Genomic DNA, 23524 nt, shown 5'->3' on the forward strand with positions numbered 1-23524 from the left:
ACCATGATCAATCTTTTACAGGGGCGTCGGCTGGTCGACCTCTCCGTCAGCCTGGACAACAATCCCTGGACCGATCCGCCGCCGCTGCTGCCGAGCATTGAGTATCAGGATCATCAGCAGGGATGGCCGGAAATGGCGGCGATGTTCCCGGGGCTGGAAAAAGCGCAGATGCCGGGAGAGGAGGCCTGGGCCTCGGAGCGCCTGACCGTGACGCCGCACAATGGCACCCATATGGATGCCCCCTGGCACTACAGCTCGACCACCAACGGCGGCGAACCGGCGTTTGGCATCGATGAGCTGCCGCTGGAGTGGTGCCTGCGCCCCGGCGTCCGGTTGGATTTTCGCCATGTCGCCGACGGGGCGATCCTGCAGCCGGAGGATCTGCAGCGCGAGCTGGCGCGAATAGACTATTGCCTGTCGCCGCTGGATATTGTGTTGATCAATACCGCGGCCGGCGCCCGCTACGGCCAGCCGGATTACCTGCAGCGCGGCTGCGGCATTGGCCGGGCGGCGACGCTGTGGCTGCTGGAGCAGGGGGTACGGGTGGTTGGCACCGACGCCTGGAGCTGGGATGCACCCTTCCACTTTACCCGCGAACGCTTTCAGGCCAGCGGCGACGCCGGGCTGATCTGGGAGGGGCATAAAGCCGGCAGGGAGATCGCCTATGGGCAAATGGAGAAGCTGAGTAACCTGGAGCAGCTTCCCGACCACGGCTTCTGGGTGAGCTGTTTTCCCTACAAGATCCGCCGCGGCTCGGCCGGGTTTATTCGCGCGGTGGCGATTGTCGACGCCTGAAGGCGTCGATGATTATGTTAATTTAATGTGAATGCATTGTATTAATTGTGATAGCAATCGCAGTCCATGCCACCTGCATCCGGTAGGGTAGAACGGTATATGTGCTGAGTTCGCTGATGCGTTTCCAGCCATTAAGCCGGGGCGTAAAACGCCTTTCTTTACCGATAAAAAATAGAACTGTAATTCATATTCTAAATAAAGAGCAGTGACGGAGAGCGGAAGATGGTGATGCACAAAGTTTCAGCAACCCCGCGCGAGGCGGGGGCCGTACAGGCGATGTTACTGATGTTGGCGGCCCTGTTGCCGATCATGGGGACCTTGACCATGCTGCCGGTGATGCCGCTCCTGTTCAGTCATTTTGCCGCGCAGCCGCACGCCCAGCTGCTGGTGCCGATGATCATCACCATACCGGCGGCGAGCATGGCGCTGCTGGCTCCGCTGGCGGGGATGGTAGGCGATCGCCTGAGCCGTCGCCGCCTGCTGATTGCTGCCACCGCTCTGTACGCAGGGTTTGGCCTGCTGCCGGTGATGCTCGACGATCTGTATGCCATTTTGCTGGCGCGGCTGGTGATGGGTATTGCCGACGCCTTTATTCTTACCACCGCCAATGCGCTGATTGGCGACTACTTTACCGGTGAGGCGCGCAGCAAATGGCTGGCGGTGCAGAGCGGCATAGGGTCGATACTGTCGACGCTGATCGTGCTGGGGGCTGGCCTGCTGGGAACCCTGGGCTGGTATGGTCCGATCTACCTGTATGCTCTGGCGATCCCGGTCTTTATCGGCCTGTGTCTGTTCACCGCAGAGCCAGCGACGCGCCGTCGCGTGGACAGTGTCGCTGGCGAAGAGGCTGTCGCTTTTCCACGGCGCAAAATGGCGGCGATCGGCCTGATTACCCTCGCCAGCGCGATCCTCTATTTTCTCGAACCGCTGCAGATAAGCCAGGTGTTTAGTCAGCTCGGGCTGACCTCCAGCAGCCAGATTGGCATCGCTACCGCCGTTGCCGGCACTGGCGTGCCGCTGGGCGCCTGGCTGTATGGCCGCAACGCCAGGCAGCGCGTCGACAGGCAGTTTTTCCTTTTTTACGCCATTTTTGGCCTCGGGCTGCTGTTTATCGCCGTGGCCCACAATCCGCTGGCCGGCGTGGCGGCAGCGTTCGTCGCGCAGGTCGGTAACGGAATGCTGATCCCTCTGATGCTGGCCTGGATGATGAAAGCCTTGCCGGCGCCGCACCGGGCGACGGGGATCGGCATTTGGCACACCTTCTTTTTCCTCGGCATGTTCATCAGCCCGGTTCTGATGACCTTGCTGAATGGCATGACCGGCAGCATGCAGGACAGCCTGCTGCTGTTTGCGCTGCTGACGCTGGCTATCGCCGGCGCGACGGGTATCGCCAGCGCCCGGATGGGGGGCCGCCGCGCGCTGGCTCGTTAATTTCACCTGACGACATCATTACCACACGCCCGCCGGTCTTCCGGCGGGAAGGGGAGGCCATTATTTAGAAAAAGCGTACACCTTATTTAGCGTTAACTTTCAGCCTAATTAATCCCTGTTAATAAACATATTGTGACCAATTTATTTTTCACGATATGGCGCATCTTACCTGCAAAAAATAAAAATGAGGGTTTATTATGAGTCTCTGCTGTACCGACGTAAGTAAGAAAATAGTTTTTCCACTTTCGGCGCTGACGCTGGCGATATTCTCCAGCACTGCGCTGGCCGATACCTGGACCTGTGAGCAACTGGATAAACTGAATACCCGCTCAGCGCAGGTTGTCAGCCCTCCGTCGACCTGCGAATCGCTCATCGGCGATATTGGCGGCTTTCGCAGCGCGCTGGCCGACCGTGGCTGGGGTGTCCAGTTAAGCTGGAACCCGATGGTGATGTACGATCTGAAAGGCCAGTCCGCCGACCCGCAACAATATGCCGGGCAGAATTTTACCTGGTCACAAAATATGTCGCTGAACGTCACCTATGATTTAAGTCGAATTGGTTTTAGCAAAGACGCGCAATTTACTTTTTCTCCCCAGTGGGCGACCTCGAATTATCATGACAGCTATCCGGAACTGCATAATATTGCGGTGCTGGCGGTGAACCAGCCCTTATTAAACGGCCAGCTGGAGCTGCAGTATGGTTTTTATCCGTTAATTCGTCAGTTTTACGGCATGGTGCTGGGGGGCAACTCCTCCTCAGCCGCGCTGGGGCCGACCAGCGTGATACCGGTGCAGGTGGGGATCAGCCTCAATGCGCCGACGCCGACCTTCACCGCCATCGTCCGCGACAGCGATAAGAAATTCTATAACAACTTTGCCGTCAGCCGCAGTATGTCGCCTGCCGGACACCTCGACGACGTGGAGCAGAACCCCTCGGGGCTGAAATGGCACGTCGATGGCGCCAACCCGATCCTGGTAAACGAGTTTGGCTTTAAGCAGGCGGCGGGCGAGTCGCAGCGCTCGCTGTGGTTCCGCGCCGGGGCTATCTATAACACCTCGCACTACCAGTATTTTGACCAGCCCGGCGACAGCAGCAGTAACTATGCGTTCTACGTCGCCAACACCATGCAGCTGACCCAGCCGAAAAAGGGGCTTCCGCTGGGGCTGTATCTCGATGTGAAAGCGGACTATGCTCCGGACGATCGCAATGCTTACACCAGCGACTTCCAGGTGACCTTCTTTGACATCGGCCTGTTTCCCGGCCGAGAGCAGGATATGACCTCGCTGGGCTACACCCGCTCCTTTATCAGTAAGAAGTTCCGCGATTATGTCGGCGAGGCGGGAATGGAGGCGCCGCAGAGCATCAACGCCATCTCCCTGTCGCACGCCCTGCGCGTGACGAAAGGTATTTACTGGATCAACGGTATCACCTGGCAGGATAACCCGACGCTGGTGCCGAAGCATGAGTCGGCGGTTCTCTGGCAGTCCTCGATGTACTGGAACTTCTGACACAGACCGCCCGAGGATTTTAATCCCGCCCGTCGGTACGCTGCCGCCGGGCGGTTTTTTTATCGCGAACCGGCTGGCGCAGGAACAAAAAAAGAGGGCCGGCACGTTGCCGACCCTCTTTGCCATCGGTCCGGGCTTAGCCCCGGTGGCTGATTTTCCCGTCGGGAGTTAGCACGAAGTCAAAGGTTGCCCGGATATCGTCGCTGGCGAAACCCACCGCCAGCTGCCAGGGGCCGCTGGCCAGGCGCCATTCCTGGGCAGGCACCTGCCAGCGCTGCAGCGCGTGACGCGGCAGGACAAGGGTCAGGGCGGCCTCGTCGTGCGCCGGGACGCTGACTGCCGCAAACTCCGCCAGCGCCGACCAGGCCGTCTCCGGCCCCCGCAGGTAGAGCTGGACCACTGCTTTCCCGGCGCGGGCGGCGCGGTTTTCCAACCGGCAGCGCAGCTGCAGAGCGTCCACCTCGTCGCCTGTCAGTGCAGCGGCGATCAGGGTGATATCAGCATACCCCAGACCGTGGCCGAAGGCCCAGGCGGCGGGGCGTTCGCGGGCGTTAAACCAGCGATAGCCTACCTGCTGGCGCTCGTGATACCAGAGATCCCCCGCGGCGTCCGGCGTCAGACTGCGTACCGGATAGTCGTCCAGGCGCTGGGCGAAGGTGACCGGCAGGCGACCGCCAGGCTCACGATCCCCGGCCAGCACCGAGGCCAGCGCCGGGCCAAACTCCTGGCCAGGATACCAGACGACCATCACCGCCGCCGCGTCAGCCAGACACCCGGTATCCACCGGATGGGCGACATTCAGTACCACCACCGTCCGCGGGTTCGCCGCGCAGACGGCGCGGATCAGGGCAACCTGATGCGCCGGCAGCGCGGTAGCGTCCCGGTCGATGCTCTCCAGACCGGCATCGGCCGTTTCGCCTATCACCAGCACCACGCTGTCGGCCGCCCGGGCATGGTCGACCGCCTGCTGCAGCAGGTCGATGGTTTGCGGGGGCTGGCAGCCGAACCAGATGCCGTGGGCGATACTGCTGCCCAGCGCCATCTCGGCCCGGAAGGTCAGGTTTTCCCCCGCCTGCAGCGGAAATTCAAGACGGGTATGCGGGGCTTGCATCAGCTTGCCCATGATATCCCCCTCCAGCGCCTCGCCGTTGAAGGTCGCCACGCGCTCGCCGTTCAGCTGGAGGGCGATCTCCCCGGTGCCGCCGATCCAGAAGCCGTAGCGGCCGCTCACCGGCGCGGTGAACTGGCAGCTTACCGTCACGGTGGCGCGTTCGGTCAGGCGCAGCATGTCGCCGACGCCCGGCATATCGCGGAACCAGATCAGCGAGGAGGCGTCGCGCACCTCCTGATGAACCACGCCCCCGTCAGCGGTGGCGTAGGCAACGTCCAGGCCGCGCTCGCCGGCGGCGGTGCGCAGCGGCAAATGATGCAGAGGTGGGATGCGGTAATCGCTCTCCACCCCCTGGGCATAGCTTATTTCGACCCCAGCGGCGGAAAAGCGCTGGCGAATGGCCTCCAGAGGAGAGATCAGTCCCGGCATCAGCGCCACTCTGGCAAAGGTCCCGCCCTGGAAGCAGGGCGTCGTGGCGTTGGGGCCAATCACCGCCAGCCGCTGTCCCGCCTGCGCGGCGAGGGGCAGCAGCCGCTGGCGATTGTGCAGCAGGACAAAGCCCGCCGCCGCCGCCTCTTCGAGGGTGTGACGCCGCTGCGCCTGGGCGGCGGCAGAGCCATCCCAGGGCAGAGGATGGCTGACCCGTTCGGCCAGCCGCGCCAGCCGGGCGGCGGCATCGTCAAGACGCCGGGCGTCGCTGTCGGTATCCATCAGCGCGGGCAGCAGGCGCTCGCCCATATGGCGGGCCGGGCCCGGCATCTCCAGATCCAGCCCGGCGCGGAAGCTGGCCGGGCCGTTCTGGGTGCCGAACCAGTCGGACATCACCAGCCCGTCCCAGCCGAGATCGCGCTTCAGCCACTGGCTGATGGCCTGATGCTGCTCGGCGCAATAGATCCCGTTCACCCGGTTATAGGCGGTCAGCATGCCCCAGACGCCGCGGCTGGCCGCCACTTCGAACGGCCAGAAATAGACTTCGCGCAGGGTGGCTTCATCGACGACCACGTTCATGGTCCGCCGATCGGTTTCCGAATCATTGCAGACCATATGCTTGACGATGCAGCCCACCCCCTGACGCTGGACGCCGTCGATCCACGCCGCGCCGAGCTCGGCGATATGCCGCGGGTCTTCGCCGAAAAGCTCAAACGCGCGGCCGGCAAGGGGGCTGCGCAACAGGTTCAGGTTAGGCGCCAGCAGCGCCTGCGTTCCGGTGCGCAGCGCCTCCTCGCCGATGACGCCGCCAACCCGGCTGACCAGCTGGCGGTCCCAGCTGGCGCCAAGCGCCAGTCCGCAGGGGCTGAGCAGGGCAATATCCCGCTCGTCAACCCGGCCGCCGGTGATCCCCATCGGGCCGTCGGACAGGGTGACTGAACCCAGCGTGGAGTGGGGGATAGGGTGGGTGGACCACATCCCCATCCCGGCGGTGAGCCGCGCTTTTTCGGCAACGCTAAGCGACAGACTGAGCGCAGGCATCGGCATGTCTCCGTAAGGGGGCGGCGGGGGCGAAGGCCAGCGCCTGTTCGGCTACGGTGGCCAGCGCGCGCTGGACCGCGTCGTCGGTGCAGCGGCCCTCGCTGTCGAACAGCGACACGCCGGCGGTGTTGAGGGTCACCCCCAGCGGAGTCGGCCAGCCGCGCAGGGCGTGAACGATCCCGCGCATGGCGCCGAGGGTGGTGTTGCAACCCTGCCAGCCGGCGGCGGTGACGATGCAGCCCACCGCCCGGCCATCAAGATAGACCCGGCTGTCGCCGCGCAAATCTTCCAGCAGGTCGATGGCGTTCTTCACCAGACCAGACACCCCGCCGTGGTAGCCCGGCGAGGCCAGCAGAATGCCGTCGGCCTGGCGCACGGCGTCGACAAACGCCGTTTCCTGCGGCGTGCGGGTGGTGACTTCCGGGTTAAACGGCGGCAGGGCCGCCAGTTCAGCGCCGCCGAACAGCTGGGTCTGCGCGCCGAGCGTGCGGGCGTGGGCCAGCGCGGCGGCGAGGGCGCGCTCGGTGCTGGAGCCCGGGCGGGTGGTGCCGCCGATGCCGATCAGCAGCGGCGGGCGTGAGAAAGCAGGCTTATTCATAGCAGGATCTCCCGGTTGGATTAGCGAAAGCGCGGCAGGATCTGGTCCGCGAACAACGAGATCGACTGCTGGCTCAGGCGCAGGCGCTCCTCGGTCAGCGGGCCGTTGGTGAAGCCGAGCAGCACGTTGCCGATGCCCAGCCGCTGATGGCGTTCCAGTTCCTCGGCGACGGTCTCCGGGCTGCCGTACAGGCACCAGGTTTTGATCCACTCTTCGCTGAAACAGTCCGGATGGCGGTGCAGCGTAACGCCGCTAAACTCTTCCGCCCGCTTGTTGTACTCATATTCCCGGTCGATGGCCTGCTGGTACCAGCCCATGATCTGCAGCATCTCCTCGCGGGCCTGCTCGTCGGTGGGGGCGATATGGACGCACTGCCAGGTGTGGGTGGTCCACGAGAGGCAGTGGTTCACCACCTCGTCGCTATGGCCGGCGTTGAGCAGGGCATCGCGGTAGCGGGTGAAATAGTGGGTCAGCTGGCCAAACGGATCGTTGCTGGCCGGGATCGGCGGAGTAAACGCGGGAATAAAGGCCGGCCAGCCGTTATCGGCGGCGCGCTGCATGCTGGTTTCACGCAGCGCCACCGGCATAATGCGGTTGAACGGTTTTTGCCAGGGGGCAGGAACGATGCGCTGGACTACCGCGCCCTTATAGTGGCCGGTTTCGAAAATGATCGGATCGTCTTCAATATTTTTCTCCCACAGCCGCTGGACCAGATCGAGGTTCTCCTGCAGCAGGCTGGAGGCGTCCTTGTAGTTCACGCCAAAGCCGATCATCTCTTCCGGCGTGGTGCCGCTGCCGATGCCCACCAGCAGGCGGCCTTCGGTGAGTTGATCCAGCAGGTTAACGCGCTCGGCGAAGCGCACCGGGTGGTGCAGCGGGACGGTGGTCACCGACATGCCGAAGTGGATCTTTTTCAGCTGGCCGGCCAGGTAGGCGGCGAAGACAAACGGATCGCTGGACATCGGCGCATAGCCGGTGAAGTGATGGTCTGGCATAAAGACCGCATCGAAGCCGCGATCTTCGGCCTGGCGCGCATGATCGATCAGCGACTGCATGACAAAACGATCCTGCTCGGGGGCGGTGGAACGGCCGACGAGGAAAACAGAGAAACGCATAGCAACTCCTGGGTTGTGTGGTGGTTGTTATTATTAAATAGAACTAGAATTATGATTCTAGTTGTTTATCAAAGAATGAAAATGACCGCCATCACACTTTTGCCACATGGCCCACGAGTGAGTCGGGCGGGCAATTTGCAGCGCGGTTGCTAACTGCAATACACTGCGGGGGTTTTCTATGGATAAAGAGGTGAGAACTGCGATGACCGATCTTCCCGCGATGCGCCAGCCGAAACAGGACCGGAGCCGGGTGGCGCTGGAGCGGCTGATGGCCGCCAGCCGTGAAATCCTGCATGAAGGCACCTTTGAGCTGCTGACCATTGCTGAAATCAGTAAACGCTCGGGCGTTTCTGTCGGCTCGATTTATGCCCGCTTCGGCGGCAAAGAAGATCTGTTTATCGCCGTCATGATGGAGGTGATGCAGGAGCTGGACGCCGAATGGCAGCAGCTGATCCAGCAGCTGCACGCGCGCAATCTGCCGCTGCGCCAGCGGCTTCCGGCGCTGATGGATGTCCAGGCGGAGTATCTGCGGCGCCATGCCGGGATCCTGCGGCCGTTTATGGCGCGGGCGGATGATGAGCGCGTGGCGGGGATTGGTAAAGCCGCTTACCAGAAAAACGAGCAGACCTTCATCGACCAGCTGCTCGACGCCGCGGCGGAGATCCGCCACCCGGAGCCAGAGCAGGCCGCCCGCTTCTGCTTTACGGTTTCGTATGCCGCGCTGGCGCGCTTCCTCGGCCTGGGGTCGGCGGCAGAAGCCGCCGGTGAGGGCGACTGGGAACAGCTCAAACGCCATCTGGGCATGATGTGTCTGAGCTATCTGGTTACCCCCGTCGAGGCCGGCTAAGCTGCGGGATTTTACTTCGCTAACTGCCAGGCGCTGGCCTGCTTGTGCTGACGCAGGCGCTGGCTATGGCGGGAGAAGGTATAAAGAAATATCGCGGCGGCCAGCACCAGCGCCGCGATGCCGAGCGTCAGGAAGGCGCTCAGCACATCGTTCCCGGCCCGCAGGCGGATCGCGCCGACGATAATCGGGCTGACGAACATGCCCGCGAAGAAGGCCCCGGACCAGGCGCCCATCGCCCGGCCACAGTAGGCGGGCGGAATCAACGACCCTACCCAGTAAATCATCGCATTAATCGCCATGCCGGCACCCAGCTGCTGGATGGCGGAGCCGATCCCCATGGCGATCAGCGTCCGCGATTCGCCCACCACCAGCATTCCGATCCCCATCAGGCAGAGCATGATGGCGAGCACTCGCTCCGGCGTATAGCGGCGGGAGACCAGACCGAACAGCAGCGAACCGACCGGCACGGCGAGGCTGACCAGCGACATAATCAGGCCAATACGCTGCGGGCTGGCGTTTTGCAGGGTATGAAAGGCGTTGGCGCCGTTGATGGTGTACACGTAATAAATGATGGCGCAGACAAAGGTGAGCACGCTGAGGGCGATCACTCGCGGCCACGGAAACGGATTATGCTGCACCGCCTGGGCGGCGTGCTGCGGACGGGCCGCCTGAGCGGGTTCGAACATCCAGAAGTACATCGCCAGAAACAGCAGGATGGCGACAAAGTAGATCATAAAGGCGCCGTTCCAGCGCAGGGCGGTCAGATAGCCGGAGCTGGCCAGCACCAGCACCGCCAGCGCAGGGCCAATCACCCCCTGTACCGTCAGCCAGAAGCGGCGCTGTTTGTCGTCAAAGTAATCAATCAGCATGGTGTTAGCGATGGTCAACACCACCGCCTCCGCCAGCCCGACGCCGAGGCGGCTGCAAAAGATGCCGGTCAGGGAGGTGATGTACAGCGGCATTGTGCCGCAGATGCCATACAGCAGCGTGGCGCTGAGCAGCAGTTTGCGGCGGCCAAATTTATCCGCCAGCCAGCCGGTGCAGGGCCCGGCGATGGCGATCACCAGACCGGGCGCGGTAAGCATCAGCGGCACCAGGGTTTCGACATAAGGCACGCCGGCGAAGTGCTGGATCAGCGTCGGGACCGCCGGCGCCAGGGAAACGATCGCCAGGATGGGCAGAAAGGCGGTCAGGGCGATGATGATGCCCTGGATCGCGCCGGCTTGCGGCGCGTGGGGCGGATTCAGACTATGGCTCACGACGTTCTCCTTTTATCGCGCGGGTCGCCTGTCGTTGGCGGCGGCGCGGTTTTTTAGTATGCAGGTCAGGGATACAGGTGGCGGCGGGAATAGCCGCGGATTTAAGAGTAGGAGCAGGAACGGCGCGGGGAAAAATTGTGATTACGTATGTGATCCATCACAAACAAAAATACCATGAGGTTTATGTGGATTTTGCGGCAATAAAAAGGCGACCGATGTCGCCTTTCGCGAGAAGCCGGGGCCGCTTTTGCCCCGGTAAGCCAGAGGCGCTACAGCAGGCGCGCCACGATATCGTCAGCGGCGAGGATCGCCAGCGCGACGCTGGTCAGCGTCGGGTTGCAGGCGGTTGAGGTGGGGATCGTGCCGTTGCCGCCGACGTACAGATTGTGAAAACCCCAGACCCGCGAGTGGCGGTCGGCCACGCTGTTGCCGTCGTTCGCGTCCCCCAGGCGACAGGTTCCCTGGTAATGCAGCGAGGTGCCCGCCGGCAGGATAATGGCCTCCCCGCCGGGCGCCACGCGGCCCAGCGCGGCGCCGACGCGTTCAGTCACCGCCACCGCCTGCTGTAAACGGCGGCGATCGCCGTCGGTTAACTGATAGTTCAGCTGCATTTTCGGCAGCCCTACGGCGTCGGTGTCATCACTGAAGACGATCCGGTCCTCCTCGCGCAGCTCCTTGGCGAGGAACAACCCCAGGCCCACCACCGGCTTCGCCGGGGTACCCGACGGCTGGGTAAAGGCGATCGGCGAAGTATCCATCTGCATCAGCTGACCGTGGAACGGAAAATCGGGCTCATGGAACGGCAGCCAGGTGACGCCGGAGACATTGTCCCGTCCGTCGCGCACCGGGGAGGTCGGCGCGACGGCGGCCGGCGGGGCGTCCACTTCAATCAGGGCGATCACCTGCGGCTGATCGTTGAGCCAGCGCCCCAGCGCCCGCGGACGGATGCCCGAGGCGTACAGCAGCTGCGGCGTACGCAGCGCATCGGCGGCGACCACTACCGCTTTGGCCGTCACCACATACTGTTCGCCGGTACGCAGATCGCGCAGCTCCGCCCCGCGGGCGACGCCGTCCTCGCTGAGGATCCGCGTGCACAGGGTGGCGGTGCGGATCTCCACCCCGCGCTGGCGGCGGGTCTCTTCCTCCGCCAGCTCGCCAAGCACCACGTCGACGCCGGACCAGCGCGGCTTGCCCTCCGGCGTCGCGGCGCAGGCCAGCGGCATAGGCTGCGCCAGCCGCGCCGGCGGACGGTCGCTGGCGAAGTGCTGATTAAGGGCATCGACGATTTGCCGGCCGATGGCGGTGGCCGGAAATCCTTCGCGGGTCACCTGCAGATAATGCTCAGCCGACTCCCAGGCGTCGACCATCTCCCGCGGATCGAGGAAGGGAATGACTTCGCTGCCGCCCGGTCGCGGACAGGCGCAGGTCCAGTGGACGCCCATGCCGCCGAGGTTAGTGGAGAGCGCGGCGGCCGGCATGCCGCTGTGGGGCGCCGCCGGGTCGAGAAGGTGGGTGCCGGGCCGTGCCTGCAGGGCGTCTGCCGGCAGGTTCTCCGGCAGGGCGGCCAGCGGAAACGCCCGGGCGCGGTCGTAGGCCGTTTCCCGCTGCGCTGGCGCCAGGTTGCGGATATTAACCCCGGTCGCGGACGTCAGCGCTTCGCCGGCTTCCACCACCAGGATCCGCGCGGCGCGGCGATCGGCAATCCGCCGCGCGAAAGTGGCGCCCACCGGGCCGCTGCCAATGATCAGTACATCGATGTTTTCATCCATATCAGTCCATGCCTTTGTTGTTCTCCGGGCGCATGCCCGTTGCAGGTGTACAGAAAATAGGTACTACAGCTTTGTGCGTCCTGATAAATGGTTCCTCATGATAGCAGCCATTGCCGGACGCGATAGGTCATGGCTTACCCGCCGGGGGAAGCACTGAGGCGGGCAGCAGGCGGCTGAGGGCGGCAATCGCCAGCAGGATCAGGGCGCCAAGGGTCAGCAGGGTGATAAAGGCCCCGCGCCAGGCATCCGGCGCGGAGGCGCTTTGCGCCAGATAGAAGCCGCCGAGGGTCGCCATGCCGAGGGCGGCGCCAAACTGCTGGCCGGTGCGAAATAATCCCGACGCCGCGCCGGCGTGGGCCACCGGGATCGCCGCCATGGCAAAGGCCGGCAGCGGGGCGGAGATAAGCCCCATCCCACAGCCGCACAGGCCGAAGCCTAGACCCAGCGCGTTCAGCGCCAGCGTCCCCGGCGCCGTGGCGATCCCGTAGCCCATCAGCAGCAGGCCGCTCATCTGCACGGCCACCCCGACCAGCGTCACGTTACGCCCAAGACGAGGCGATAGCCGGCGGCCGGCGACGGCGATGGAAAACATCGCCCCAAGGGCGAAGGGGATGTGCAGCAGGGCGGTATGGAACGGGCTGAAGCCCAGTCCGCTCTGCAGCACCAGCGCGGTGGCCAGCAGCAGCGAGGCGGTGGTCAGCTGATAGAGCAGGGTGATGACGATCCCGGCGCGAAAGAAGCGGTCGCGCAGCACCGCGGGGGGCAACAGCAGTGTGCCGCCCCGGCGTTCACGGCCCAGCAGATGACGCCAGAGGAGTGACACCGTGATGAGCGACAGCAGCGGCGGCAGCGCCATCCATAGCGGCCAGCGCAGGGCGGGGCCTTCGATCAAGGTGAGCAGCAGCGCGCCGCCGCCCACCACCGCCAGCAGGGTTCCCAGCGGATCGATACCTTTGGCCTCCGGGCTGCGCACCGCCGGCAGCGCCCGCCAGGCGAGAGCGACGGCGATAACGATCACCGGCACGTTGATCAAAAAGATCGGCCGCCAGCTGAGGCCGAACAGATTGCTTTCGATGATGATCCCGCCGAGCACCGGGCCGAGGATCCCGGCGGCGCCGCCGAGCAGGCCGAAAATACTCATCACCCGGAAACGCTCGTGCGGGCGATACAGCACCTGCATCAGGGAGAGAATTTGCGGGCCCATCATCGCCCCGCTGGCCCCCTGCGCAATACGCATCGCCACCAGCATCTCCGGGCTGGCGGCCAGTCCGCAGCCGGCCGATGCGGCACCAAACGCCAGCAGGCCGCTGATAAACAGCCGCCGGTAGCCATACAGATCGCCGAGCCGACCGCCGGTGAGCAGCAGAATGGAGAAAAAGAACAGGTAGCCGGTGACCACCCATTCAATTTGCCGCGGGCTGGCGAGCAGATCCCGCTGTACCACCGGGATGGCGACATTAATGATCGAGACGTCGATGATCTCCAGCACCAGCGCTATCGAAACCACCAGCGTGGCCAGCGTGCGCTGCCGCTCGCTGGTATAGGGAGGCGCCTGAACCGTGGCCGCCGAAGCGTTATTGAGCATGATGTACCTTCAGATTTGGTTAAAAACTTGTTAAATGATGTTGACAATTTATAGCAACCAGAGATTAGAATTAGAGCACTCATTCTGGTTATGCCGCGTCGGATCCTGCTGTTGACCGCGACGCCAGAAGGGAAGGCGTCACACTGCCGCTTCGAAACAGAATAAGAATTCTTATTCTAATTTTGTTTGTTTTGTTCTGGCAAGTAGAGAAGGGGGTCGGATGTATTTGTCCGCATGTATTGAATGGCTGTTTCGTGAAGAGTATCCCGATTTCAGCGATCGGGTCCGGGCAGCGAAAGCGCAGGGATTCAGCCATGTTGAGTTTCATCTCTGGCGTGATAAACCGCTGGCGGCGCTGGCGCAGGCGCTGGAGGAGACCGGCGTGACGCTGTCGAGCTTCGTGGTGGAGCCCCGGCGCAGCCTGGTGGATCCGGCGGAGCATGAGCAGTTTCTGGCGGCAGTGAGCGACAGCCTGGCGGTCTCGCGCCAGCTGGGGTCGCCGCCGCTGGTGGTGGCCTCCGGCTTCAGCCGCGAAGGGGTGGCTATCGCCGAACAGCAGGCGCAGGCGATCCACATCCTGCGCCAGGCGGCGACACTGGCGGAAGCCGCCGGGGTCACTCTGCTGCTGGAGCCGCTCAACACCCGCATCGATCATCCGGGGATGTTCTTAAACGACACCCGGCTGGCGCTGGACATTATCGAGGCGGTCGACAGCCCGCGGCTGCAGCTACTGTTTGACGTCTATCACTCGATGGTGATGGAAGAGGAGATGGAGGAGGTGCTCGGCGGCAGAATGCATCGGGTGGGGCACGTGCAGATAGCGCAGGCGCCGGATCGTAACGAACCGGATCCGCGCAGCGGCGAGTGGCCCAATGTGATCGCCCGGCTGCAACGCCTGGGCTACAACGGGGCCATTGGCCTGGAGTATAAACCGTCGCTGCCCGCAGCGGCCTCGGTGGCCCGCGCCCGCGAAGCGACCGGCTTATCCTGTTAACCAACTTACCTGGTACTTTTATGACTCAGAAAATAAAACGCGGCGTCAGTCTGTACAGTTTTCAGAATGAGACCTATCTCGGCAAGATGTCCCTCGATCAGGCGATCGGTCACTGCGCGGCGTTCGGCGCCCGCGGCATTGAAGTCGTCGGCGAACAGACCTTCGCCGGCTGGCCGGAGTGCGGCATGCCGGAGGCGGCGATCGCCGACTGGCACCGTCTGATGCAGCGCCATGACACGGTGCCGGTGTGCCATGACTTTATGCTCGACTATAAGCGTTATAAAGACCGGCCGATGCCGTTTGACGAGCAGGTGCGCAGCGTGCAAAACGACATCGATTTTGCCGCCCGGCTGGGCATGCGCTTTATCCGCTCTCTGGTTTCCGTGGCGCCGGAGGTGCTGGTGGCGGCGGCGCCGTATGCGGAAGACAAAGGGATCACCATTCTGCTGGAAGTGCACGCCCCGCTGCATTTCGATCATCCGTGGATTATTCGTCATGCCGAAGCCTATGAAAAAGCCAATACCCGGGCGCTGGGCTTCCTGCCGGATATGGGAATGTTTTTAGCCCGCTTCCCGCGGGTGTGGAAAGAGCGCTTTATTCGTAACGGTTGCCCACAGGCGGCAGCGGATTTTATCGAGAAAGCCTATGAGGAGCGGACGCTCAGCGAATACGTGATCCTGGATGTGATGCAAAAATGGGGACCGGGCCCGCAGCTGGCGATGGCGGAAACGCTGCGCCACAACGCGGCGTTCGAGCCGAAGCGGATGCTCGATTTTATGCCGCGGATCCACAACATTCATGCCAAATTCTATGAGATGACCGATGAGATAAGCGAGTGGTCGATTCCCTACGATGAGATCTTCCGCGTGCTGCAGAAGGGCGGCTATGAGGGGTATGTGTGCTCCGAGTATGAAGGCAACCGCTGGGTGGAAGACGCGCAGGAGGTGGACAGCCTGGAGCAGGTCCGCCGCCAGCAGCTGATGTTCTGTCGCCTGTTAGATGAAACCCCACCCCCGGCGCTGCTGGGCCAGTAAGGAGCATTATCATGTTTGATCAGCATATTATCTGCCGCGAAGGTTTCAGTAACGTCACCCGCGACGGAGAAGTTATCGGCGTGCGCTTTTTGGCCCGTCTGCCTTACTACCGCGGTCTGGGTCTGTCGATGGTGGAAGATATCGCCGTGACCCTCAACGGCGAAGCCATCCCGCGGCAGGCGATCCGCCTGGCGCTGCGCGGCCGGGAGTGGACGCTCGACGAGCTGGAGAGCGTCTACGACGACCGGTGGAACTTCGGTGAAAAGGCGATCATCACGGTGCTCAAACCCGGTGGCCTGCCGGCCGGCTGGCATCGCCTGAAGGTGGCCGAGAGGCTGCGGATCTCCTATCTGCCGTTTGTGCCGGTGACCACCTTTGAAACCGAGCTGGAATTAACGGCATAACACCCTGCAGGATCCGCTGCCGTTATGGCAGCGGATTTCTTTAACGCAGGGGGCAGCCACTGGGAAACGGTGAGGAGATTGCCGTTCAGTAAAACCGGTACGGAAGAGCGCGGTTTCTCAGCCCGTCTTTGCGGACGAAATCAGAAAATTTACTTCGCAGGCTAACCGCAGATTGCTTCAAAAAAATTCCCGTATTTGTTATATTGTTGTTCATTGATTACTCACCTCTGCGGTGCCAAAAAGAACAAGATTCACCGCAACCCAGGACAAAACCATGTTAGATTACCGCTTCCCGACAGCTTTGCAGATGGTTCTCAGCGTAGCAATGGCGGAGCAGATGGGTGAACGTTCAACGAGTGCGATTCTGGCCTACGGCCTGGAAGCCAACCCGAGCTTTATCCGCAAATTAATGGTTCCGCTCACCCGTGACGGCATCATTGTCTCCACGCTTGGCCGCAACGGCTCTATTCATCTTGGCCGCCCGGCGGACAAAATCACTCTGCGTGATATCTACCTTTCCGTTATCGAAGATAAAAAACTGTGGGCGTCGCGTCCTGAGGTCCCGGCCCGCTGCGTGGTCAGCGCCAACGCCTGCTGGTACTTCAAATCGGTCGCTGACGAAGCGGAGCAGGCTTCGCTGAACGTCCTTGCTCGCCATACCGTGGCCAGCGCGCTGGAGGCGCTCAAAAACGCCGATACCAGCGGCTGCGACCCGGTACCGGAAATGATCGCCCGCTTTAAAAAAGCGCATTAATCATTTTCTGGTGACGAAAAAAAACCGCCTTCAAATTGTGAAGGCGGTTTTTTGTTATCTGCTGCAGGCTAGGCGCGCAGATCCTCCTGGACCGGCTTACTGCGGGTCACCAGTTTCCGTAGCGTCACGTAAAACACCGGTGTCAGGAACAGACCGAACAGCGTCACCCCCAGCATCCCGGAGAACACCGTGATCCCGGTGACGCCGCGAACTTCCGCTCCTGCGCCGTGGCCGAGGATCAGCGGAATGGTCCCGGCGATAAAGGCGATGGAGGTCATCACAATCGGGCGCAGACGCAGGCGGCACGCCTCCAGCGCGGCCTCCATGATGCCTTTGCCCTGAATCTCCAGCTCGCGGGCAAACTCGACGATCAGAATGGCGTTTTTACAGGCCAGGCCCATCAGGACCACCAGCCCCACCTGCACGAAGACGTTGTTATCGCCCCCGGTCAGCCAGACGCCAAATAGCGCGGAGAGCATCGTCATCGGCACGATAAGGATCACCGCCAGCGGCAGGGTCCAGCTTTCATACAGCGCTGCCAGCACGAGGAACGCCAGCAGCACCGCCACCGGGAAGACGATCAGCGCCGTGTTGCCCTGGGTGGCCTGCTGGAAGCTGAGATCCGTCCATTCAATATTCATCCCATTCGGCAGCACCTGTTTAGACATGGCGTCCAGCAGCGTCATCGCCTGCGAGGAGGAGAGAACGCGCGGATCGGCATCGCCAATCAGGTCCGCCGCCGGATAACCGTTGTAGCGGATCACCGGATCCGGCCCGTAGGTGGTACTGATATTCACCATACTGCCGATCGGCACCATTTCGCCCTGATTATTGCGGGTGCGCAGATTGGCGATATCTTCCACGCTCTCGCGGTATGGTCCGTCAGCCTGGGCCATCACGCGCCAGGTACGCCCGAACTGGTTAAAGTCATTGACATAAGACGAGCCGAGATAGGTCTGCAGCGTGCCGAACAGATCGGTCAGCGATACCCCCTGCGCTTTCGCCTTATCGCGATCGACCTGCACGTCCAGCTGCGGCACGTTAGCCTGGTAGGTCGAGATCGGGAAGTGCATCCCCGGCGTCTGCATAATCGTCCCGGACATCGCATTCACCGCGCTTTGCAGCGCGCCATAGCCCAGCCCACTGCGATCCTGGATGTAAAGGGAGTAGCCGGAGCCCTGACCCAGTCCTAAAATCGGCGGCGGCAGGATGGAGAAGCCAAAGCCCTGCTGGATTTGCGCGATTTTAGCGTTGATTTCCGCATTGATTTCCGCCGCCGAGTGTTTGCGCTGGTCAAACGGTTTCAGGCCAAAAAAGACCGTCCCGGTATTCGGCGTGTTGGTGAACTGCAGCGCATTAAGACCGGGGAAGGCGACCGCATAATCGACCCCTTCGGTATTCATCCCAATCTCGCTCATTTTGCGGATCACCGCATCGGTGCGCGCCAGCGACGAACCTTCCGGCATCTTCACGCCGCCAATCAGGTACAGTTTGTCCTGGGTGGGAATAAATCCGCCGGGAACGACTTTAAACATCACCCCTGCGGCGCAGAGCAGCAGCAGGTACACCACAAACACTGCGCCACGGCGACCGAGGGTTTTACTCACCAGCCCCTGATAGCCGTTCGAGCTGCGCAGGAAAAAGCGGTTAAACGGACGGAAAATCCAGCCAAACAGACGATCGATCAGCCGGGTAGGGAGGTCTTTCTTCGCGCCGTGCGGCTTTAACAGCAGGGCCGCCAGCGCCGGGGAGAGCGTCAGCGAGTTGATGGCCGAGATCACCGTGGAGATGGCGATGGTCACCGCAAACTGCTTGTAGAACTGACCGGTAACGCCTGAGAGAAACGCCATTGGCACGAACACCGCGCACAGCACCAGCGCAATAGCGATAATCGGCCCGGAGACCTCTCGCATCGCCTGATGCGCCGCGGCAAGCGGCGCAAGCCCCTCTTCGATATTGCGCTCGACGTTTTCCACCACCACGATGGCGTCATCCACCACGATACCAATCGCCAGTACCAGCCCGAACAGACTCAGGGTATTCAGCGAGAAGCCCAGCAGATAGAGAATGCTGAAGGTACCGACCACCGATACCGGCACCGCGATCAGCGGGATAATCGATGCGCGCCAGGTCTGCAGGAACAGGATCACCACCAGTACCACCAGCACGACCGCCTCCAGCAGCGTCTGCACCACCGCGCGGATGGAGTCGCGGACGAAAACCGTCGGGTCGTACGGCGCCGCCCACTTCATATCTTCCGGGAAGCGGGTGGCCAGCTCGGCCATTTTGGCACGCACGGCGTTCGACAAATCGATGGCGTTAGCCCCCGGGGACTGGAAGATACCGATCCCGACCGCATCCTTATTGTTGAGCTGGGAGCGCAGCGCATAGCTACCGGAACCCATCTCGATGCGCGCCACGTCGCGCAGGCGGACCAGCGAGCCGTCCTGCGCCGTTTTCAGAATGATATTGCCAAACTCTTCTTCGGTATGCAGACGGCCCTGGGCGTTAATCGAGATCAGGAAGTCGCTCTCCTGCGGCAGCGGCTCGGCGCCAAGCTGACCGGCGGAGACCTGGACGTTCTGCTCCTGCATCGCCGTCACCACATCCGAGGCCGTCAGACCGCGGGCGGCCACCTTGTTGGGATCCAGCCAGACGCGCATCGCGTATTCGCCGGAGCCAAATATCTGGATCTGGCCGACGCCGGGCAGGCGCGCCAGCTCATCCTTCACCTTCAGCGTGGCGTAGTTGCGCATATACAGCGAGTCGTACTTACCGTTAGGCGAAAACAGATGTACCACCAGGGTCAGCGTCGGGGACTGTTTCTGGGTGGTGATCCCCAGACGGCGCACATCCTCCGGCAGACGCGCCTCGGCCTGCGCGACCCGGTTCTGCACCTGAACCTGCGCCTGATCCGGGTCGGTACCCGGGCGGAAGGTCACGGTGGTCACCAGCACGCCGTCGGAGCCGGCGACCGATTTCATGTACATCATGTTTTCAACGCCGTTGATCGCTTCCTCCAGCGGCGTCGCCACGGTCTCGGCGATCACTTTCGGGTTGGCGCCGGGATACTCCGCGCGCACCTGCACGCTGGGCGGCACGACGTCAGGATATTCGCTCACCGGCAGCAGCGGGATGGCGATTAACCCGGTGATAAAAATTAAAATCGACAGCACTGCGGCGAAAATGGGCCTGTCGATAAAAAAGCGGGAAAAGTCCATGTCTTGGATTCTCTGATAAGGGATCAGTTGAGGGCGGCGCTGGGGGTCATGGCAACGGTTTTGGCGTTAACCGGCATACCCGGCATAAACACTTTTTGTAAGCCGTCAACGATGACGCTATCCCCAGGCTTCAGACCCTGCTTCACGATGCGTAAACCGTCGACCAGCCGCCCCGGCGTGATATCACGTCGCTGCGCTTTGCCATTTTTATCAACGATATAGACATATTTGCGGTCCTGATCGGTGAGCACTGCTTTGTCGTCGATAAGCGTAGCCTGGAACGCCGCGCTGCCCGGAAGACGCACGCGGGCAAACAGCCCCGGCGTGAACAGCCGCTGCGAGTTATCCAGCAGGGCGCGCATGCGGATGGTGCCGGTGCTCGGCGTTAACTGATTATCGAGAAAATCCACTTTTCCCTGATGGGGGTAGCCCTCCTCGCCAACCAGGCCAATCTCCACCGGAAGCGCCTGATTATTGCTGGAGGCGCTTTGCCCGCGGCGGGCGAGATTCTGATAGTGGAGGTAGGTTGACTCGTCGACGTCAAAGTAGACATACACCGTCTTCTGCGAGACCAGGGTGGTGAGCACGCTGGCGGTGTCGCCCGCCGTGACAAGATTGCCGCTGGTGATCAGCGCGCGGCTGGCGCGGCCGTCGATAGGGGCAGTCACTTTGGTGAAGTCGAGGTTAAGCTGCGCGGCATCCACCGCCGCCTGCGCGGCGCGAATATCGGCCTGCGCCTGAACCGCGGCTGACCGACGCTGCTCCCACTCTTCACGGGAGACGAGGTTGGTATGCACTAATTTATCGGTGCGGTTCGCCTCGCTTTGCGCCAGGCTGGCCTGCGTTTTGGCTCTCGCCAGCGTCGCCTGCGCCTGCTCCAGCGCGGCGCGATAGGTTCTGTCGTCTATCGTGAACAGCACCTGGCCCTTTTTCACCTCCTGGCCGTCGGTATAATTCACTTTATCAATATATCCCGAGACGCGGGGGCGGAGCTGAACGCTCTCCACCGCTTCAATGCGACCGTTAAAACTATCCCACTGACTGATCGACTTCACCAACACCTTAGCGGCGCTGACGGCCGGCGCGGGCGGCGCGGCGTTTTGTGCGACGCTGTCGTCGCAGCCGACGAGCAGAAAGGAGAGCATCATCGCGCCGAGCGCGGTCAGGTGAATGTTTCCCCAGGTTTTTTGCAGGCTCATTATTTTTATTCCAGTCATTGTAGCCGCCGGGCAAGACGCAGCCTGAGAGGCTGCGCCACTTCCTTTGTCCGGGCTGGCTTAAGGCCATTTGTGTCGATCATCGCCACAAAATTGTAACAATTTCGAATACACTATCGCGGCGATTGTAGGAAGGCGCTTAACTAAGTGCAAGAATAATTGTTGCACTTTATGTGCGATCCTCACCGGAGAAAAAAGGCGCGATCCTGGCAGGGTTTTAAATGCAACAATAAAACTTGCATTTTGTGTAAAACCAGGCCACCTTTTAATGCAACTGCTAAAGATGCTTTTAACCGGCCGCGAGGGGGAAATATGATGAACACTGGCGCCATCATTCAGGATCTGATCGACTGGATCGACAACCATCTTGATAGCCGTCTGGATATTGATACCGTTGCCCGGCGAGCCGGCTATTCGAAGTGGCACCTGCAGCGGATCTTCAAAGAACATACCGGGCACCCCCTCGGGGAGTATATCCGGGCGCAAAAGCTGCAAAAATCGGTTGAACGCTTAGCCCACAGCAACGAGCCGATCCTCAACGTGGCGATCGCCCTCGGCTTTGACTCCCAGCAGTCCTTCAACCGCAGCTTCAAGCGCCAGTATGGCCAGGCGCCCGGCGTCTGGCGCCGGAGTATCAGCCGCTCTGCCGCGCAGACATCTCGTCAGTAATCTTCATGACCGGGGGGGGTCAGTCCTTACCCGGTCCATGATCGAATTTGCTGCCTTTGCCGATGGCATAGAACTGCCCGCCTGCGACATAGTGAACGGTCCGTAGTTCGTCCGGTGCATCATCAAAGATCCAGTGTCCGTTGCGGAATACCCGGTCATCGCTCCAGGCGGCGACGATGTCGCCCATAAACAGATTGTGCTGTTGCTGGATGTCCGGGTAAGGCATCACTTTGCACACCAGCCAGCCCGCGCAGCCTGCGACAAGGGGGAGATCGAACCCTGGCTGATAAAAGAAGGGGATGGTGTCGTTTTTATCCGGCGCATCGGCATAGCTGCGCCCGCCAGCGTAGAGGACGGTTGCCATCTGGCTGACTACGGGGATCTGCACGACGAAATAGCCGCTCTTTTCCACCAGCTGACGAGTGAAGGCCTGGGTGCCGATATAGGCCACCACTTTTCGCTCGCCTGCCAACCCAACCCAGGCGGCTGACATGACATTTTCGACGCCATCATATTTTGCGGAAATCATGGTGGTGGACCCGACCTGCAATAAACGATAGGCCTTACGTAATTCGACAGCCTGAACGGACATGATTTTTCCTTTATACGTGTTATTTAATTTGTTGATTGTATGGATATTTGTTGAGGTCATGGTCATTTTCAACCCTTCATTCGTCATCCACCGTGCAACGATACGCCAGGCGATTAAGCGCAAAAAGGTGCGTAAATTGTTTTCATTATTCATAATTAACGAATAATCATGCCATCTGTCGGTAAGCTGCTCGCTACAGGAGAGAAAGAAGGTGGATCGTATCCAGGCTATGCAGATGTTTGTGCGCGTCGCGGAGGCAGGGAGCTTCGTGCGTGCCGCGAAAACCCTTTCCCTGCCAGCCTCCACTGTCACCAGTACCATTAAAAACCTTGAGAAATACCTGAAGGTGCGGCTGCTGAACCGGACCACAAGGCGGGTGAGCCTGACTCCGGAAGGGATGCAGTATCTGGCGCAGTGCCGGGAAATTCTCGCCCTCATCGAACATAGCGAATCCAGCCTGAGCGAGTCTGTGGCGCGGCCTCAGGGGCGCCTGCGGGTTGATATGCCCGCGGGCATCGCGCATTTCATCGTCATGCCCCATCTGCAAGACTTTTACCGACGCTACCCTGACATCTACCTGATGATCGGCGTCAGCGATCGGCCGGTCGATCTCATTCAGGAAGGCGTCGACTGCGTGATACGCACGGGAGAGCTGAACAACTCCAGCCTGGTGGCCCGGCCTCTGGGCCGCTTTCGCTGGGTCACCTGCGGGTCACCGGACTATCTCAGGGAATATGGCGTGCCGCCATCACCGGAGGCGCTCTCTCAGCACCGGGCCGTGCATTATTTCTCCGGCCAGGCGAGGCGGGCCGATGAGTTCCGCTTCCTTCGCCACGGCGAGACTTTTTCTGTACCCGTCAGCGGCACCGCCGCGGTGAATGAAACGGGGCTTTATATAAAAATGTGCCTGGCGGGCTTCGGGCTGGCGCAGCTGGCGGAGAATATCGTTGCTGACCACCTGCAGGAGGGGAGGCTGGTGGAAGTGCTGGCGGACTGGCAGCCGCCCCCGGTACCCGTCACTTTGCTCTACCCGCACCAGCGCTTTCTCTCTCCCGCCGTGCGGGCGTTTGCTGAGTGGATGCGGGAGGTGGTTTGAGGGGAGTATCGTTTCGGGAGCCCCTCCAGGGAGCGCAGGGTTCCTGCAGAAATAT

Annotated in this window: 19 protein-coding genes; 10 read left to right on the forward strand and 9 right to left on the reverse strand. The window is 61.7% G+C overall.

All coding sequences use genetic code 11. The annotated features are described in order from the left end of the window. Positions 1 to 3: 3 nt before the first annotated feature. From ACQUTP_RS14865 to ACQUTP_RS14875, 3 genes are all read left to right on the forward strand, one after another. Positions 4 to 795 (forward strand): cyclase family protein, encoded by a 792-nt coding sequence (locus ACQUTP_RS14865; RefSeq protein ID WP_048325416.1) that lies wholly within the window; start codon positions 4 to 6, stop codon positions 793 to 795. A 228-nt stretch (positions 796 to 1023) separates the two neighbouring features. After that, a complete protein-coding gene (locus ACQUTP_RS14870) occupies positions 1024 to 2226 on the forward strand; it encodes an MFS transporter (RefSeq protein WP_227524484.1) in 1203 nt (400 codons plus the stop codon). A 197-nt stretch (positions 2227 to 2423) separates the two neighbouring features. Further along, on the forward strand, positions 2424 to 3734 hold the full coding sequence (locus tag ACQUTP_RS14875; protein WP_043521376.1) for a carbohydrate porin: 1311 nt from the start codon (positions 2424 to 2426) through the stop codon (positions 3732 to 3734). A gap of 136 nt (positions 3735 to 3870) precedes the next feature. On the opposite strand, the gene ACQUTP_RS14880 is transcribed toward ACQUTP_RS14875, so the two are convergent. The 3 genes from ACQUTP_RS14880 to ACQUTP_RS14890 are packed head-to-tail and all read right to left on the reverse strand — an operon-like array spanning position 3871 to position 8028. Beyond that, positions 3871 to 6315, reverse strand: a complete 2445-nt coding sequence (locus ACQUTP_RS14880) for a glycoside hydrolase family 3 protein (protein WP_096833923.1) — start codon at positions 6313 to 6315, stop codon at positions 3871 to 3873. After that, on the reverse strand, positions 6290 to 6913 hold the full coding sequence (locus tag ACQUTP_RS14885; protein ID WP_048298064.1) for an NADPH-dependent FMN reductase: 624 nt from the start codon (positions 6911 to 6913) through the stop codon (positions 6290 to 6292). The genes ACQUTP_RS14880 and ACQUTP_RS14885 overlap by 26 nt, the downstream gene beginning before the upstream one ends. 20 nt (positions 6914 to 6933) lie before the next feature. Then, positions 6934 to 8028, reverse strand: a complete 1095-nt coding sequence (locus tag ACQUTP_RS14890; RefSeq protein WP_043521379.1) for an LLM class flavin-dependent oxidoreductase — start codon at positions 8026 to 8028, stop codon at positions 6934 to 6936. Positions 8029 to 8230: 202 nt separating this feature from the next. On the opposite strand from ACQUTP_RS14890, the gene ACQUTP_RS14895 reads away from it, so the two are divergent. Continuing rightward, positions 8231 to 8875 (forward strand): TetR/AcrR family transcriptional regulator, encoded by a 645-nt coding sequence (locus tag ACQUTP_RS14895; protein WP_012967405.1) that lies wholly within the window; start codon positions 8231 to 8233, stop codon positions 8873 to 8875. An 11-nt stretch (positions 8876 to 8886) separates the two neighbouring features. On the opposite strand, the gene ACQUTP_RS14900 is transcribed toward ACQUTP_RS14895, so the two are convergent. From ACQUTP_RS14900 to ACQUTP_RS14910, 3 genes are all read right to left on the reverse strand, one after another. After that, positions 8887 to 10134 carry an MFS transporter gene (locus ACQUTP_RS14900; protein ID WP_096833922.1) on the reverse strand — a complete coding sequence of 416 codons (1248 nt, stop codon included), beginning with the start codon at positions 10132 to 10134 and terminating at the stop codon, positions 8887 to 8889. Positions 10135 to 10403: 269 nt separating this feature from the next. Continuing rightward, entirely contained in the window at positions 10404 to 11903 is a 1500-nt protein-coding gene (locus ACQUTP_RS14905) for a GMC oxidoreductase (RefSeq protein WP_428902405.1), read from the reverse strand. Between the two features lie 127 nt (positions 11904 to 12030). Beyond that, a complete protein-coding gene (locus ACQUTP_RS14910) occupies positions 12031 to 13488 on the reverse strand; it encodes an MFS transporter (protein WP_285756424.1) in 1458 nt (485 codons plus the stop codon). Positions 13489 to 13708: 220 nt separating this feature from the next. On the opposite strand from ACQUTP_RS14910, the gene ACQUTP_RS14915 reads away from it, so the two are divergent. The 4 genes from ACQUTP_RS14915 to ACQUTP_RS14930 all read left to right on the forward strand — a co-directional run bounded on the left by ACQUTP_RS14915 (position 13709) and on the right by ACQUTP_RS14930 (position 16674). Beyond that, positions 13709 to 14482 (forward strand): TIM barrel protein, encoded by a 774-nt coding sequence (locus ACQUTP_RS14915; protein WP_080841353.1) that lies wholly within the window; start codon positions 13709 to 13711, stop codon positions 14480 to 14482. 20 nt (positions 14483 to 14502) lie between these two features. After that, positions 14503 to 15516, forward strand: a complete 1014-nt coding sequence (locus ACQUTP_RS14920) for a sugar phosphate isomerase/epimerase family protein (protein ID WP_023290705.1) — start codon at positions 14503 to 14505, stop codon at positions 15514 to 15516. An 11-nt stretch (positions 15517 to 15527) separates the two neighbouring features. After that, positions 15528 to 15920: a C-glycoside deglycosidase beta subunit domain-containing protein gene (locus ACQUTP_RS14925; RefSeq protein ID WP_043521384.1), complete on the forward strand. Its 393-nt coding sequence runs from the start codon at positions 15528 to 15530 to the stop codon at positions 15918 to 15920. 274 nt (positions 15921 to 16194) lie between these two features. Beyond that, positions 16195 to 16674 (forward strand): RrF2 family transcriptional regulator, encoded by a 480-nt coding sequence (locus tag ACQUTP_RS14930; protein WP_004205761.1) that lies wholly within the window; start codon positions 16195 to 16197, stop codon positions 16672 to 16674. 68 nt (positions 16675 to 16742) lie between these two features. On the opposite strand, the gene oqxB is transcribed toward ACQUTP_RS14930, so the two are convergent. Both oqxB and oqxA read right to left on the reverse strand, forming a co-directional pair. Then, on the reverse strand, positions 16743 to 19895 hold the full coding sequence (gene oqxB / locus ACQUTP_RS14935) for a multidrug efflux RND transporter permease subunit OqxB (RefSeq protein WP_285756425.1): 3153 nt from the start codon (positions 19893 to 19895) through the stop codon (positions 16743 to 16745). Between the two features lie 23 nt (positions 19896 to 19918). After that, the gene (gene oqxA, locus ACQUTP_RS14940) at positions 19919 to 21094 is read right to left on the reverse strand and encodes a multidrug efflux RND transporter periplasmic adaptor subunit OqxA (protein WP_148390354.1); all 1176 of its coding nucleotides are present in this window, start codon (positions 21092 to 21094) and stop codon (positions 19919 to 19921) included. A 333-nt stretch (positions 21095 to 21427) separates the two neighbouring features. Between oqxA and ACQUTP_RS14945 the strand changes: the two genes are divergently transcribed. After that, a complete protein-coding gene (locus ACQUTP_RS14945) occupies positions 21428 to 21781 on the forward strand; it encodes a helix-turn-helix domain-containing protein (protein WP_004205765.1) in 354 nt (117 codons plus the stop codon). A 19-nt stretch (positions 21782 to 21800) separates the two neighbouring features. Here ACQUTP_RS14945 and ACQUTP_RS14950 read toward each other — a convergent pair whose 3' ends face one another. Next, on the reverse strand, positions 21801 to 22373 hold the full coding sequence (locus ACQUTP_RS14950; RefSeq protein ID WP_004205767.1) for a flavin reductase family protein: 573 nt from the start codon (positions 22371 to 22373) through the stop codon (positions 21801 to 21803). Between the two features lie 211 nt (positions 22374 to 22584). On the opposite strand from ACQUTP_RS14950, the gene ACQUTP_RS14955 reads away from it, so the two are divergent. Continuing rightward, a complete protein-coding gene (locus tag ACQUTP_RS14955) occupies positions 22585 to 23469 on the forward strand; it encodes a LysR family transcriptional regulator (protein ID WP_285756426.1) in 885 nt (294 codons plus the stop codon). The last annotated feature ends 55 nt before the right edge of the window (positions 23470 to 23524 follow it).

It is taken from the genome of Klebsiella sp. 2-CIP_Kleb., from assembly GCF_050378715.1.
GTDB lineage: Bacteria > Pseudomonadota > Gammaproteobacteria > Enterobacterales > Enterobacteriaceae > Klebsiella > Klebsiella quasipneumoniae.